Origin of the sequence: Anaerovibrio sp., from assembly GCF_045637405.1 — a bacterium.
Taxonomy (GTDB): Bacteria; Bacillota; Negativicutes; order Selenomonadales; family Selenomonadaceae; genus Anaerovibrio.
This window is the reverse complement of record NZ_JAZTZI010000016.1, coordinates 1-15,065: the sequence shown is the minus strand read 5'-3', so window position 1 is coordinate 15,065 and position 15,065 is coordinate 1. Positions and strand designations below refer to the sequence as shown.

Annotated in this window: 13 protein-coding genes; 12 read left to right on the top strand and 1 reads right to left on the bottom strand. The window is 43.7% G+C overall.

All coding sequences use genetic code 11. The features are described from left to right. Positions 1 to 13 precede the first annotated feature (13 nt). From ACKI5G_RS01185 to ACKI5G_RS01135, 11 genes are all read left to right on the top strand, one after another. The gene (locus tag ACKI5G_RS01185) at positions 14 to 766 is read left to right on the top strand and encodes an exodeoxyribonuclease III (protein ID WP_407396854.1); all 753 of its coding nucleotides are present in this window, start codon (positions 14 to 16) and stop codon (positions 764 to 766) included. Between the two features lie 25 nt (positions 767 to 791). Then, on the top strand, positions 792 to 1,367 hold the full coding sequence (locus ACKI5G_RS01180) for a PolC-type DNA polymerase III (protein ID WP_407396852.1): 576 nt from the start codon (positions 792 to 794) through the stop codon (positions 1,365 to 1,367). Between the two features lie 142 nt (positions 1,368 to 1,509). Beyond that, complete coding sequence (locus ACKI5G_RS01175; protein ID WP_407396850.1) at positions 1,510 to 1,848, top strand: hypothetical protein; 339 nt, start codon at positions 1,510 to 1,512, stop codon at positions 1,846 to 1,848. A 398-nt stretch (positions 1,849 to 2,246) separates the two neighbouring features. Further along, the gene (ileS, locus tag ACKI5G_RS01170; protein WP_407396848.1) at positions 2,247 to 5,393 is read left to right on the top strand and encodes an isoleucine--tRNA ligase; all 3,147 of its coding nucleotides are present in this window, start codon (positions 2,247 to 2,249) and stop codon (positions 5,391 to 5,393) included. Positions 5,394 to 5,548: 155 nt separating this feature from the next. After that, positions 5,549 to 6,451 (top strand): DapH/DapD/GlmU-related protein, encoded by a 903-nt coding sequence (locus tag ACKI5G_RS01165; protein WP_407396846.1) that lies wholly within the window; start codon positions 5,549 to 5,551, stop codon positions 6,449 to 6,451. A gap of 29 nt (positions 6,452 to 6,480) precedes the next feature. Then, the gene (locus tag ACKI5G_RS01160) at positions 6,481 to 7,818 is read left to right on the top strand and encodes a thymidine phosphorylase (protein WP_407396845.1); all 1,338 of its coding nucleotides are present in this window, start codon (positions 6,481 to 6,483) and stop codon (positions 7,816 to 7,818) included. Positions 7,819 to 7,893: 75 nt separating this feature from the next. Next, positions 7,894 to 8,391 (top strand): nitroreductase family protein, encoded by a 498-nt coding sequence (locus ACKI5G_RS01155; RefSeq protein WP_407396843.1) that lies wholly within the window; start codon positions 7,894 to 7,896, stop codon positions 8,389 to 8,391. Positions 8,392 to 8,612: 221 nt separating this feature from the next. Then, complete coding sequence (locus ACKI5G_RS01150) at positions 8,613 to 9,998, top strand: FAD-binding oxidoreductase (RefSeq protein WP_407396841.1); 1,386 nt, start codon at positions 8,613 to 8,615, stop codon at positions 9,996 to 9,998. A gap of 1 nt (position 9,999) precedes the next feature. Continuing rightward, the gene (locus tag ACKI5G_RS01145; protein WP_407396839.1) at positions 10,000 to 11,313 is read left to right on the top strand and encodes a (Fe-S)-binding protein; all 1,314 of its coding nucleotides are present in this window, start codon (positions 10,000 to 10,002) and stop codon (positions 11,311 to 11,313) included. Between the two features lie 145 nt (positions 11,314 to 11,458). Further along, positions 11,459 to 12,766: a metallophosphoesterase family protein gene (locus tag ACKI5G_RS01140; RefSeq protein ID WP_407396837.1), complete on the top strand. Its 1,308-nt coding sequence runs from the start codon at positions 11,459 to 11,461 to the stop codon at positions 12,764 to 12,766. 99 nt (positions 12,767 to 12,865) lie between these two features. Beyond that, entirely contained in the window at positions 12,866 to 13,354 is a 489-nt protein-coding gene (locus tag ACKI5G_RS01135) for a hypothetical protein (protein ID WP_407396835.1), read from the top strand. Positions 13,355 to 13,446: 92 nt separating this feature from the next. Here ACKI5G_RS01135 and ACKI5G_RS01130 read toward each other — a convergent pair whose 3' ends face one another. Continuing rightward, positions 13,447 to 13,680 (bottom strand): helix-turn-helix domain-containing protein, encoded by a 234-nt coding sequence (locus ACKI5G_RS01130; RefSeq protein WP_407396833.1) that lies wholly within the window; start codon positions 13,678 to 13,680, stop codon positions 13,447 to 13,449. Positions 13,681 to 13,876: 196 nt separating this feature from the next. Between ACKI5G_RS01130 and ACKI5G_RS01125 the strand changes: the two genes are divergently transcribed. Beyond that, positions 13,877 to 14,977, top strand: coding sequence for a hypothetical protein (locus ACKI5G_RS01125; protein WP_407396831.1), 1,101 nt, complete (start codon positions 13,877 to 13,879; stop codon positions 14,975 to 14,977). Positions 14,978 to 15,065: the final 88 nt, after the last annotated feature.

Below are 15,065 nucleotides of genomic sequence, written 5' to 3'. Positions count from 1 at the left end.
GGGGGGATAGTGTATGCGTTTTGTATCGTGGAATGTTAACGGCCTTCGGGCCTGTCTGACAAAGGGATTCATGGAATCATTCAGGGATATGGATGCTGATGTTTTCTGCCTTCAGGAAACAAAGATGCAGGAGGGGCAGGCTATCCTTGATTTGCCAGGTTACAAGCAGTATTGGAACAGCGCGGAAAAGAAGGGTTATTCCGGTACCGCTATCTTTACCAGGGTGGAGCCTATTGATGTAACCTATGGTATTGGCATTGAGGAGCATGACCATGAGGGCCGTGTCATCACTATGGAGTTTGAGGACTACTATCTGGTGACGGTGTACACTCCAAATTCTCAAAAGGAGTTGGCTCGCCTTGCTTATCGTATGACCTGGGAAGAAGCCTTTAAGGAGTATGTTTGCGGTCTGGACAAGGAAAAGCCGGTTATTATTTGTGGTGACTTAAACGTAGCCCATAAGGAAATCGACTTGAAAAATCCAAAAACCAATCATAAGAACGCCGGCTTTACCGATGATGAACGCCAGAAATTCACGGAGCTTTTGCAGGCAGGCTTTACCGATACATTTAGAAAGGTGTATCCAGATGTAACCGGAGCATACACCTGGTGGTCCTATCTGAGAAAGGCCAGAGCCAACAACGCCGGATGGCGTATAGACTACTTCCTTATTTCTAATCGCCTCGATGATAAAATCGAGTCAGCTACCATCTATAACGAAATCTTCGGCAGCGACCACTGCCCAGTAGGGTTAGAGCTGAAATAAGAAAACATAATAGAAAGAGGAATTTATGTTAGGAAAAACCAAAGGCAAGCAGTTGGTGGAATATGTTCCAGATTATGTGGTATTTGACCTGGAAACCACGGGTATTTCCTGTTACAAGGACAGTGTGGTGGAAATATCGGCCTTAAAGGTCATTGGTGGTGTGGTGGAGGAGGAGTTTTCCAGCCTTGTTAATCCCCAGCGGAGTATTCCATACGATGCCTCCAGGGTAAATGGTATTACGGATGCTATGGTGGCGGATGCGCCGTTGTTCAACGATGTGCTGATGAAGTTTATTGATTTCACCGAGGGCATGACCTTGGTGGGACACAATATCCATAGCTTTGATTTAAAATTTATCTATCGTGACAGTGAGAAGTTTTACGGTGGTATACCGGGGAATGACTATGTGGATACCTTGAGACTGGCCAGAAAATATCTGCCCCAGCTAAAGCGACACAGCCTTACCGTGTTGGCGGAATATTATGGTATTTCCACTCAGGGAGCCCACCGGGCACTAAATGATTGTCACATGAACCAGCAGGTGTATGAACAGCTGGGGCTGATAATTAATAAGGGCTGCAGGCCATTGTTTTCTTTTTAATAGTACTAAATAATTAATGGATAATATTTACAAATTAGTATATCTATGATAATATATCCCCGTATTTTTAGTATGTTAATGTGTATATTTATTACTGGAAATGCGTCATTACATATGTTTAAGAAAGGGTATGAAGCAAGAAATGAGCAAGACAAGTGATGTAGCCATAACTTTTTCCATTGAGGATTATTTGAACGGCATTAACCCAAAGAAGGTTATTACCAATGTAAGAAATATGTTGGCACGTCTGACTGAGTACAAGGAAACTGATAAGACAATCACTATTTTCTTTGATGACATTAATTGGGATGACAGCGATCAGGAGATTGCTTCTTTCATGGATGTGGCAAGACAGTTTGATTTTATTTTACAGACGATTTGTGGAGATAATGCGGACAGACAGCTTAATGTTGTTGATCCTTCCTCTGAACTGTTTTCACTGAATGAAGAGCCTGCTGTAGTAAAGAAGTTTGCTATCTGAGGATAGATAATCATACATTTTTATTGCAGAAAAATACAATATATGGTACAATTTCAAACAGTTTAAGAAATGAAAAACAATGATGAAGAAAGTAATCTGTAGGTGAACCTTTTAGCGAGCAGGGAAGCGGTGAAAGCCCTGTAGTAGTAGCGACAGATGAAAATCACTTCGGAGTAGCAGGTCAAAATGCAATATGCTTGTTGCAGAGTAGGCTGAGCCGGGATCTCCCGTTATAGAGATAGTATATGCTGGTATACGAAATAGGTGGTATAGTGAAGCTAGGCTTCATCCTGTTTTGGGGTGAAGTCTTTTATTTTACATTGTAGCTCCCGTCCTATTTTGGGCGGGAGTTTTTATTTTGATGGCTGCCAGTACAGCAAAAACAGGAGGTAATCATTTTGTACAACAAGGTTGACACAAACCTGAATTTCGTTCAGCGCGAAAGAGAAATCCTGAAGTTTTGGAAGGAAAATGACATTGCCAAGAAGTGTATTGATATCCGCGAAGGCTGCGATACCTTTACTTTCTACGATGGCCCCCCAACTGCCAACGGCAAGCCTCATATCGGTCACGTTTTGACCCGTGTTATCAAGGATATGCTGCCTCGTTATCAGTCCATGAAGGGCAAGAAGATTCTCCGTAAGGCTGGCTGGGATACCCATGGTCTCCCTGTAGAGCTGGAGGTGGAGAAGAAGCTGGGGCTGGATGGTAAGGAGCAGATTGAAAAGTACGGTATTGAGCCGTTTATCAAGGAATGCCGTGAGTCCGTGTGGAAGTACAAGGGCATGTGGGAGGAATTCTCCGATGTTGTTGGCTTCTGGGCTGATATGGACAATCCTTACATTACCTATGAAAATAATTATATTGAGTCCGTTTGGTGGGCTCTTAACGAAATTTGGAAGAAAGGCCTCCTTTATAAGGGGCACAAGGTAGTTCCTTACTGCCCTCGCTGTGGTACACCATTGTCATCACATGAGGTGGCTCAGGGCTACAAAGATATTAAGGAGCGTTCCGCCATGGTTCGCTTTAAGGTAAAGGGTGAGGAGAATACCTCCTTCCTGGCTTGGACTACCACCCCTTGGACATTGCCTTCCAATCTGGGCTTGGTTGTAAATGCTGATGTGGATTATGTTAAGGTAAGCTGCAACGGCGAGTATCTGATTTTGGCTGAGGCGCTGGTAGAGAGCGTATTCTCCGGCATTAAGTCCAAGGATAACCCAGAGGAAGCTGCTAAGGTAGAAATAGTGGAGCGTTTTAAGGGTAAGACTTTGGAGCACAAGGAATACGAGCCGCTTTATCCATTTGCTGAGGGTAAGATTAAGAAAAAGTGCTTCTTTGTAATGTGTGATGACTATGTAACTACCTCTGATGGTACTGGTATCGTTCACACTGCTCCTGCCTTTGGTGAGGACGATGCCCGTGTTTGCCGCAACTACGATATGGACTTTGTTCAGTTTGTTCACAGCAAGGGTAACATGACCGAGGAAACCAAGTGGGCCGGTGTATTCGTTAAGGATGCGGATCCAATGATTTTGGATGATTTGAAGGCTTCCGGCAAGCTCTTTAAGGCACCTAAGTTCGAGCATAGCTATCCACACTGCTGGCGTTGCGACACTCCACTGATTTATTATGCTCGTGAGTCCTGGTTCATCAAGATGACTGATGTAAAGGAAAAGCTCATTGCCAACAACAACACCATTAACTGGCTGCCAGACACCATCGGCAAGGGCCGTTTCGGTGAATGGCTTGAGCATGTTCAGGATTGGGGAATCAGCCGTAACCGATATTGGGGTACACCACTTAACATTTGGGAGTGTTCCTGTGGCTGTCAGCATTCCATCGGTTCCATTGAGGAGCTGAAGACCATGTCTGACAACTGTCCAGAGGATATTGAGCTTCACCGTCCATATATCGATGCTGTTACTATTAAGTGCCCGGATTGTGGCAAGGAAATGAAGCGTGTACCAGAGGTTATTGACTGCTGGTTCGATTCCGGTTCCATGCCATTTGCCCAGTGGCATTATCCGTTTGAAAATAAGGAAATCTTTGAGGAGCGTTATCCGGCTGACTTTATTTCCGAGGCTGTAGACCAGACCCGTGGCTGGTTCTATTCATTGCTGGCAATTTCCACATTGCTCTTTGATAATTCTTCCTATAAGAATGTAATTGTCCTGGGCCATGTTCAGGATAAGGACGGTAAGAAGATGAGCAAGTCCAAGGGCAATGCTGTTGACCCTATGGATGCTCTTAACAAGCATGGCGCAGATGCTATTCGTTGGTATTTCTATGAAAACAGTGCACCTTGGCTGCCAAATCGTTTCCATGATGATGCGGTTCAGGAGGGCCAGCGTAAGTTCATGGGTACTCTTTGGAATACCTATGCCTTCTATGTTCTGTATGCTAATATCGATAATTTCGACGCTACCAAGTATGAGCTGGATTATGACAAACTGTCAGTAATGGATAAGTGGGTGCTGTCCCGCCTGAATACTCTTATTAAGACCGTGGATAACAATCTGGCCAACTACAAGGTTACTGAGACTGCCAAGGCTCTCCAGGAATTTGTGGATGAGCTGTCCAACTGGTATGTACGCCGCAGCCGTGAGCGTTTCTGGGGCAAGGAAATGAACCAGGATAAGATCAATGCTTACATGACTCTGTATACTGCGTTGGTTACCGTTATTAAGCTGGCTGCTCCTATGGTTCCATTCATCACTGAGAGCATTTACAGAAATCTCGTATGCAGCGTAGATGATAAGGCTCCTATGTCCGTTCACATGACTGACTTCCCGGTTGCCAATGAGGCATTTATTGATGCTGAGCTGGAGAAGAACATGGAGCTGGTACTTGAGGTAGTAGTTCTTGGCCGTGCTGCCCGTAATGCATCCAACATCAAGAACCGTCAGCCAATTGGTAATATCTTTGTAAAGGCTGACAGCGAGCTCGACGACTTCTTTAAGGAAATCGTGGCTGGTGAGCTGAACGTGAAGAATGTTGAGTTCAAGGATGATATGGAGGAGTATCTCTCCTACACCCTTAAGCCTCAGTTCAAGGTGCTTGGCCCTAAGGTAGGAAAGCAGATCGGTGAGGTCAAGGCTGCTCTGGCAACGCTGGATGGTGCTGCTGCCAAGGAGGAGCTGGACAAGACCGGCAAGCTGAAGCTGTCCTTAAAGAGCGGCGATGTAGAGCTGATTCCTGAGGATATTGATATTACTATGTCCCAGACTGAAGGCTTTGCAACCCAGCGCTATGGCAAGGTTACTATAGCTCTCGAAACAACGTTGACTCCTGAGCTGGTTGAGGAGGGCTTTGTCCGTGAGATTATCTCCAAGCTCCAGACCATGCGTAAAGAAAATGGCTTTGAGGTTACTGACCGCATTAACGTATTTGCAGCAGGAAATGACAAGCTCACCGGCATCCTGTCCCGCAACGAGGATATGGTAAAGAGCATTGTCCTCTGTGATGGTATTACCTATGGTACCACCGATGGTTTCACCAAGGAGTGGAATATCAACGGTGAGAACATTACTTTGGGAGTAAAGTAATTTAATTAATCAAAGTATTATTTTTGGTCCCTGTTATTGGAATGTATTTTCTGATAGCAGGGGCTTTGTTTTTCTTTGAGGTTTACAATATTTTGTATCTTGGTGTAAAATTTATATAGTATTTTAATTAAAAAAGAGAGTTTGGGGATATTATCATGAAGGATATCGTTGTGGATTTACGCCAAATTAGTAATGAAGATAGAAATGAAGCAATTGAATTGGAAAAAAAGCTATTTAAACTGAATCATACCATGCCTCGAACTGAGGAATACATGACGGCTATTAAGGATATCTTTGGCGAGGGGGTTGGTGAAGGCAGTTATATAGTTGCACCTTTGTCGGCGGTTTGTGCTCATAATATTGTTATTGGAAAGAATGTATATATTAACAGCAATTTTCTGGCCATGGCCCGGGGTGGCATTACCATTGAGGATGATGTGCAGATTGCGGGAAATGTTTCTGTACTTTCAAATAATCATGATCCTTATGAGCGGATGGTTTTGACCTGCAAACCGGTTCGTATTAAGCAAAGAGCATGGATTGGTGCCGGTGCTACCATATTACCTGGGGTGACAGTGGGCAAATATGCTATTGTGGGAGCTGGTTCAGTGGTTACCCAGGATGTGCCGGATTATAGTGTGGTGGTAGGAAACCCAGCCCGTGTAGTCAAGGAACTGGATGTTGATAAATTCCCTGATATGGCATCTCCTTCCATAAAAAATAGCTATATGGGCAGCTATAATTTCCAGGGAGGCGAAACCGGGTATTTCAGTATGATTCCTTATGGTGAAAGGGATAGCTTGGCTGAAATCAGATTTTTGGCACCTGAGGGGGCAGAAAAGATAGCCCTTGATAATGAGGAGGAAGGCTGGAAGCTGGCTGATGGTACCATTTTGAATCTAACGAGGGGACTTTTCACCCGTCGCCTGGGTGATGTTATAGAACCGGTTATTAAAAATCCAAATAAACCGGGTGAAATGATTGCCATAGCCTATGAGGTGACAGATGGGGATATGTCCTTGGAGGAAGAATGGTCATTTTTGGATGACTTCTGCTGATTTGAAACGTTGGTGGAGGTGCTTTTGTAATGGGTAAAAAACATTTTCGTATGGTGGACATAATTGCCAAAAAACGGGATGGCGGTGAATTGTCCACTGAGGAAATAAAATATTTTATTGACGGCTGTGTGGCTAAAACAATTCCTGCCTATCAAATATCGGCTTTGCTGATGGCCATATATTTCCAGGGGATGACGGACCCAGAATTGGCAGAGTTCACTTTGGCTATGGCCCATTCCGGGGTTATGGTGGACTTGTCCGGCATTGACGGCATAAAGGTGGACAAGCATTCCACTGGAGGCGTAGGGGATAAGTTTACCATGGGAATTGCACCTATTGTAGCGGCCTGTGGTGTGAAAATGGTCAAAATGAGTGGCCGTGGTCTTGGACACACAGGTGGAACGGTGGATAAGCTGGAATCAATTCCGGGGTATTGCACCACTCTGGAAAAGGATGCTTTTTTCAAACAGGTAAATGAAATAGGGGTATGTGTTATCGGGCAGAGTGGTAATCTGGCTCCTGCGGATAAGATATTATATGCCCTTCGTGATGTTACCGGCAGTGTGCCAAGTATACCGTTGATTGCGTCATCCATAATGAGCAAGAAGCTGGCGGCCGGGGCAGATTGTATATTACTGGATGTAAAATGCGGCAGCGGAGCATTTATGAAAAATGAAGCAGATGCCACTATATTAGCGGAAAAAATGGTGAGCATCGGCGAACATAATGGCCGACGCACTATGGCCTTTGTCACCAACATGGATGTGCCCATAGGGAATAAGATTGGTAATGCCCTGGAGGTGCAGGAGATAGTTGATGTGCTGAATGGTCGTGGACCAAAAGCGTTGACCAAGGGCTGCGTGGAACTGTCAGCGGCATTGCTGGTGATGGCTGGCAAAGGAACAATGGATGAATGTACTGCAATGGTTAACCAATGTATCTCTGATGGTAGTGCCCTGCAAAAGCTAATTGATATGGCCAAGGCACAGGGGGGAGATACGACAATGCTGGAGGATAGCAGTAAATTCCCTGTGGCACCAATTTGTTATGAGCTTAAATCTCCAACTGATGGCTATATTTCTTATATGGATGCTGAAGCTATAGGTAATGCTTCCACTATGCTGGGGGCAGGCAGAGAAACCATGGATAGTATTATAGATCCGTTAGCGGGTATAGTCCTGTGCAAAAAAACCGGTGATAAGGTGGAAAAGGGCGAGGTGTTGGCTAATCTGCATACTTCAAGAGCGGAGCTGGTGGAACCAGCAGCTGAAAGATATTTGGATGCACTGACCTTTAGCCAAGATAAGCCTCCTGCCACCAAGTTGGTGTATGCCATGGTGGACAAAAAAGGGGTAAAAAAGCTCTAAACACCATATTTCAAAATAAAAACTAAAAATGCCGAAACAAGTAAGTATGTAAGTGTAAGAAAGGTGAGGCAGAGTATGAATGCAATTTTTTCCCGTACCAGTGTGCGCAGCTATGAGGAAAAGCCAGTGGAGTCTGAAAAGATCGAAAAGATTTTGCGGGCGGCTATGGCGGCTCCTTCTGCTATGAATCAACAGCCTTGGGAGTTTTATGTAGTAACAGATAAGTCTGTTTTGCAGGAGCTTTCCAAGGCCAGTCCTTACACAGGCATGGTGGCAGGTGCCCCTGTGGCAATAGTGGTGTGTGGACGCAAGGAGAATCTGCCGGTTCCGGAGTTGGTGCAGGTGGATTTGTCCCTGGCTACTGAAAATATTTTGCTGGAGATTGAGGAACAGGGCCTGGGTGGCGTTATGTTGGGAATAGCTCCTTTTGCTGACAGGATGGAACGGGTTTCCAGAGCCTTGAATATATCAGATAATCTGGATGTATTTACCGTTGTGCCATTTGGTTATCCTGCCAAGAAGAATCCTCAGCAGGACCGCTATGACAACTTGCGGGTTCATTATGTTAAATAAAAATAATTAATTGTCAGACGTAATACGTAATATAAAAGGATTCCTACCATGTTATTGTTTGTGGCAGGAATCCTTTTTGTGTTAATAAAAACTAATATTTTATTGCCGTAAATAATTTTATTTTTTTATTTTCAAAAGAAGGAATATATTCAGATTTGTCGAACAAATTTATAGTAGGACGTTATCGGTGTTATTTTGATTCATTATAAAGGAGAGTAAGTATGGAAAAAGATCAATTGATTGCCGAGATGAAGAAGATTGTCGGGGAAGAAAATGTTCTTCATTCCAAGGAGGCCCTTTATGCATATTCTTATGATGCAACACCAGGCCATATTTATATGCCTGATGTGGTGGTTTCCCCTGGCAATGTACAGGAAGTATCTGCTATCATGAAGTTTGCCAACGAGCACAAAATTCCAGTTTATCCTAGAGGCTCAGGCACTAATCTTTCAGCGGGCACTGCACCTCTTAAGGGTGGTATTGTTCTGTTGATGCTTCGTTTTAACAAAATACTTGATCTGGATTTGGAGAACCTTATTGCAGAGGTTGAGGTTGGTGTTGTAGTTCAGGATATTAATGATTATGTTGCACCACATGGCCTTATTTATCCTCCTGATCCTGGTACTGTAAAGACTGCCAGTCTTGGTGGTACTATCTGCGAAAATTCCGGTGGCCTCCGTGGCCTGAAATATGGTATTACCAAGAATTACGTTCAGGGGTTGGAAGTAGTTTTGGCCAATGGTGACATTATTCATACAGGTGGCAAGAACGTAAAGGATGTTTCCGGCTATGATATGACCAAGCTCTTTACAGGCTCTGAGGGTACTCTTGGTATTATCACCAAGGCGTACCTTAAGCTGGTTCCAAAGCCTGAGGCACAGGCCAGCATGATTGCAGTATTTAACACTCTGGAGGATGCCGGTAATGCGGTATCTGATATTATTGCAGCAAAGATTATTCCTGCAACCATGGAAATACTTGACAATTCTTCTATCCGTACAGTTGAGGACTTTATGCACGTAGGCTTGCCAACGGATGCAGCTGCTATTTTGCTTCTGGAGGTTGACGGTCATCCGGTTATTGTGGCTGATGAGAAGGAAAAGGTTATGGAGGTATTGAAGAAAAACAATGCCGCTGAGGTTACATTGGCCAAGTCTCCTGAACATAAGGAGCAGCTTTGGACGGCCCGTCGTATGGCCCTGCCTTGTCTGGCCAAGCTCCGTCCAACTACCTTTGTTGAGGATGCCACTGTTCCAAGAAGCAAGCTGACCCAGTTCCTGAAGATTGTTACCAAGGCTGCCAAGGATTTCAATGTTACCATTGGTACCTTTGGTCATGCAGGAGACGGCAACATGCATCCTACTATTGTGTGTGACCTTCGTGACAAGGAAGAGATGGAGCGGGTTCATAAGGCTATGGACGTTATTTTCCGCGGTGCTGTTGAATTGGGTGGTACTCTCTCAGGAGAGCATGGCATTGGCCTTGGCAAGCTCCCTTGGATGGAACTCCAGCACGGCAAGGAAGGTATGAATGCCATGAAGGCTATCAAGCGGGCTCTTGATCCTAATCTGATTTTGAACCCTGGCAAGCTGATAGGAGAGTGTTAATATGGCTAATGAAATCACAGCAGAGGAAATTAACAAGCATGATGCCACATTGCTGAAGGATATAGACGATGCGTTGGCCAACTGCATGAAATGCGGTAACTGTCAGGCCGGGTGCCCAATTTATCGGGAAACCCGCAAGGAATTCTCCGTTGCCAGAGGCAAGATTTCCCTGATGCAGGCTATCCTTAGTGGCAAGCTGGAAATTACCAAGGAATTTGACTCTATGATGGCTCAGTGTCTTACCTGTAAGACCTGTGCTGCCAACTGTCCTTGCGGTGTAAAGGCAGATGAGCTGATACTTCGTGGGCGTCATGCAACCATTAAGGCCCGTGGCCTTAATCCAATAAAAAAGACTGTATTCAGTTTATTGTCCAATCGCCCGCTCTTTAATACAGTATTGCGCATGGGTGGTATGTTTGGCTGGCTCACCTTTAAGGATATTCCAGATAAAAATGCAGTGCTTTCCCGTCTGCCAATGCCTGGTATGGATCCGAACAGAGCAACGGCTCCATTGGCCTCTACACCATTGAGGGCAGAGTACCCACCTGTAATCAAGGTGGACAATCCTAGATATAAGGTTGCTTTCTTTACTGGATGTACTATTAACTTCATGTACACTGATATGGGTAAAGCTGTTATCGAAGTATTGAAGGAAAATGGTCATGAGGTTATATTGCCGGGAGCTCAGCATTGCTGTGGCACGCCGGTGCATGTATCCGGTGCCTTTGAGCTGGCCAATGAAATGGCTAAGCACAACATTGAAGTCTTTGAGCGGTTTGATTGCGATTATATTGTTGGTGCTTGCGGTTCCTGTGTGGAAGCATTGCTCGACTATCCAAAATGGCTGGAAGATGAGCCTGATTGGGCAGTCAGGGCGCAGGCCTTGGCCGATAAGGTACGGGAAATCAGCCAGTTCCTGGTGGAGACTGGATATAAAACGGATAATCTTGGGGCTATCAACAAGACCGTTACCATGCACGATCCTTGTCATATGGTCCGTGGAATTCACGTTACGGAGCAGCCTAGAGAGATTTTGAAGTCCATTCCTGGCCTTAACTTCGTGGAAATGAAGGAGCATGACCGTTGCTGCGGCTCCGGTGGTTCCTTCAGCTTGGCTCATTATGAGTTGTCCCGTCAGATTAATGACAGGAAGTGTGAAAATATCAAGGCTACCAATGCAGACTATGTATGTGCCAGCTGTCCAAGCTGCCGTATGCATATAACGGATGGTATCGTACAAAATAAGATGCCACAGGTGGTCTATCACCCAATCCAGCTATTGGCCGAGTCTTATAAGCTGGGGAAACAAAAGTAAAATGAATCGTATAAAGCCAGCTGGTGAGATACCGGCTGGCTTTTAAAATGCAAAAATATATTACAAAAACTTGACTTAGACCTTGCTTTTACTGTAAAAATAGGGAAATGATAGAAATTGTAGTGTGAAATAGGATTGATAAAATATGACAGGAAAGAATAAAATCTCACGCCGGAATTTTATAAAGCTCATGGCCGGAATTGGTGTATTGGCTGTTGGTGGCGGTATTTTTACTTTGAGAAAAACCTCCCTTGGCCGGGATATAGAAAATCAGGCCAGAGAGCTTTTACAGGATAAACAAGTACAATACCTTCGGCAGATGGTGACATCCGATAACGCAAGGAGTCGAAGAATAATGTGGCAATCTACGGAATACATGAGCAATCCACAAATCCGTCTACGTCTGCAAAATGATACTAAACGGGAAATGGTCATTCCTGCTCAGGATGATTCCTTTTTTGATGATGGAGAAAATCACATTCAATATTCTGCCCTGCTGGATAAATTGGAGCAAGGTGTTAAGTATGAATTTGCCGTTGAAGATGGCAGTAAAGCCAGTAAATGGTTTCCAGTGCAGACTGCTACAGATAATAAAGATAAGTTTTCTATGCTGATCTTTACGGACTCCCAGTCCAGTGATTACAGTGATTGGAGAAATGTGGCCCAAAATGCCATTAAAAGTCATCCGGAAGCGGAAATTTTCACCAATTTGGGTGATTTGGTGGATAATGGAGAGGATAGCAGTCAATGGCGGGCTTGGTTCGGGGCCCTTGATGGCATTATTGACCAGATACCATTTGCACCAGTGTTGGGTAATCATGAGTGTTATAACCGGGACTGGAAGCAACAGCTTCCTATGGCTTACTTACACTACTTCAATGTTCCTGCTAATAACAGTAAGGAATTCAACCGTTATTATTATTCCTTTGATTATGGTCAGGTGCATTTTTCAGTATTAGGTACAGTAGAAAGAGAGATTAAGGACTTTAAATCTGGGTTAATGGATGAACAGGCGAATTGGCTGGAAAAGGATTTGCAGGGTACAAATAAACCATGGAAAATCGTTCTGATGCATAGAGATGTCCTTCAATATCGTATTGCCAAACGGCCGGAGCGCCAGGAAGGATTTTCCGAGGAAGGTCAGCTGTTTATGCCTATTTTTGAAAAATACAATGTAGATATTGTATTGACTGGTCACCTCCATACATATAGAAATCGTGGGCATGTTATACAGGGAAAGCATGACCCTAATGGCCCACTGTATATTTTGTGTGGCTTATCCGGTAATGTACGCTATGACCGTCTGTGGACTAATCATTCCTTGGACAAGGTGGTGGCACCTCAGCCGGAAACCGATAATTATATGACCATGGATGTGGACGGCAGAGAGATTACGATTCGTTGCTTCCTGCCTGATGGAACGCAGATAGATGAAGTTAAGGTGAAAAAATAGCTGGGCAAAACCATCATGTATTGGAGGAATACTTTTTAGCGTGTGGGTTTTGTGCTATACTTTAGGAAGATTACATTTAGTTAAAGGGGATGGGTTAGGATGATTAGACAACGGCTGCCGCTGCTTTGTAAAATTGCTGCTATGGTAATGATAATGTTTTTCGCGGGAAATATCGGTATTAATACTGGTGAGGCATCTGTGTGGAACAGGGCATTTACTTATAAGGGCGATGTGTACAGCATAGATAATTTCCGGACAAGCATTGTAGATTTCCAAAAATCCGGTAAGGCCTTGGTATCATGGTGGCGTGTAGAGATGGAGGACGGTTCATACTCTATAGAGAAATGGGCGTATAAGGGGAATCTGGCCCGTGGCACAGCTAAAGGCTGCTTGCTGGCTGTCGTTAAATATAATTCTGTAGGCGAGAGTGAGGAAAGCAAAACTATCACCGATAACCCTTTGGAGGCGGAATATCAGGTGGTTTTTCCTGAGTCCATCGGTGAAGAAAAATATCGGACTGCTATACAAGTGTATTGTGATAGACGGGGACTCTATCAGGCAGAGGAAATATCTGAGGTATGGAAATAAGCTGATGCCAGCATAAAGAAACCAGCTAATGTTGATAATTTAATAGAATTATATGAACTATAAAAGCCAGCCGCGTGGGCTGGCTTTTTGCTTTAATCACTTTCCGGCGGAATATATTCAATTAAATCAGTAATATCACAGTCAAGGGCGTAACATAGTCTGGCTAAAACAGCTGTGTCAAGACGTTGTATTGTATTTTTACAATATCCACGGACCTGGGAACGTTGTAATTCAGCCCGAAATGCTAGCTTGTTGATACTGATATTTTGTGCCTGAAGTATATTATCTAGCTTTATATTTATTCTCCCATAATTAATTTCTTTCATAATCAATCACCCAAAACAAGACTTAAACATTTCAACCTATATTTTATTCTTTTTATCGTTTAATTGTAATGGATAAAATATTATGGTAAGATTTATATGGGTAGATATATACCCATATAAAGCATGTTTTTTTAGATGGCTTAAATATACTTGGTATTTCTTAAACAGTTCGTTTAATGATGGGAGGAAATGGGATATGTTTAAAAATCATATTTCAGCAGGGATAGCGGCTTTTCTTATGTGTACGGGTGTGATGGTTGGCCTGCCAACTATGGCTGATGCGGCAACAACTGTGAATATTGATAGGGATGATGTGGCTTACCACCGTGTGGCTGATACCCAGTCCAAAAAGTGGGATTTTGAATATGAGCCACAGCAAGGCATAAAGGTAGGGTATATTATTACCGGTGACCACGAGGCTTTGCTTGATGATGACACCATGGGGTATATCCGTCGTGTACTTCATACCAAGTTCCCTGGAGCCCGTTACCCTATGGAACGCATGGAAAATATCGACGGGCATATCCATATGGGACGTCGCAATACTGGTGATACCTTTATTCTAAGTGAAGCCCATGATGTGTTGGCCTTGGAATTTGAAAAGCTGGAGAATATGCATGAGAAAACAACAATAAAGCGTACAGTCACTGATAGAGAATCAACGACAGTAACTACCCAAGTAGAAGAAAGTGGTTCTTTGAATAATAACGCTTATGATTATACCCCTCATCTCACCACACTTCCTAAAGATGATTATGTTCAGTTTGCCAGGGAATTGGAGGAAGAAGGATTAGGTGGTTATGATTATCTAATCATGTTTAACATTAAACCTTTAAAGAGTGTTGTTAAGGGTAAAATGTTTGGTTCTACCCGTCAGAGTGATTTCAGACTGTCAGTTCGTGCAATTGACGTAGCAACTGGACGATATATTGACCGTGGAGAATATTTATCAAGGGGTACTTCCTCCAGTGCCAATATATCACTTCCGTTTATTGGAAATTTGGGGCCAGGGCCGAGCTGGCGCAGAGCAATGAGAAAATCCCTTATTGATGCCATGATAAAGAGCTTTGACCATATGCCAATAGGCAAGTATTCCATCTGTGATAATCCATACTGTGCCAGACGTCAGGACGAAATTCGTATGGAAAGCGTTTTTGGTAAGAGCCACCGTCATTGTGTAAAACACTGTAATGATAAGACCTTCTGCGGTGACCATATGGTAAGCTACCAGATTGATGCTGATTTGCCATCAGGTTATGTAAAAGGCCAAAAGGATGAACTTTATATCCGTGATTAAGTGATTGTTGTTATATAACAGAAATTATTTAGTATCACATTTAATAGGGGGAGTAGTATATACTACTAAGATGTTTCTGCATATCATA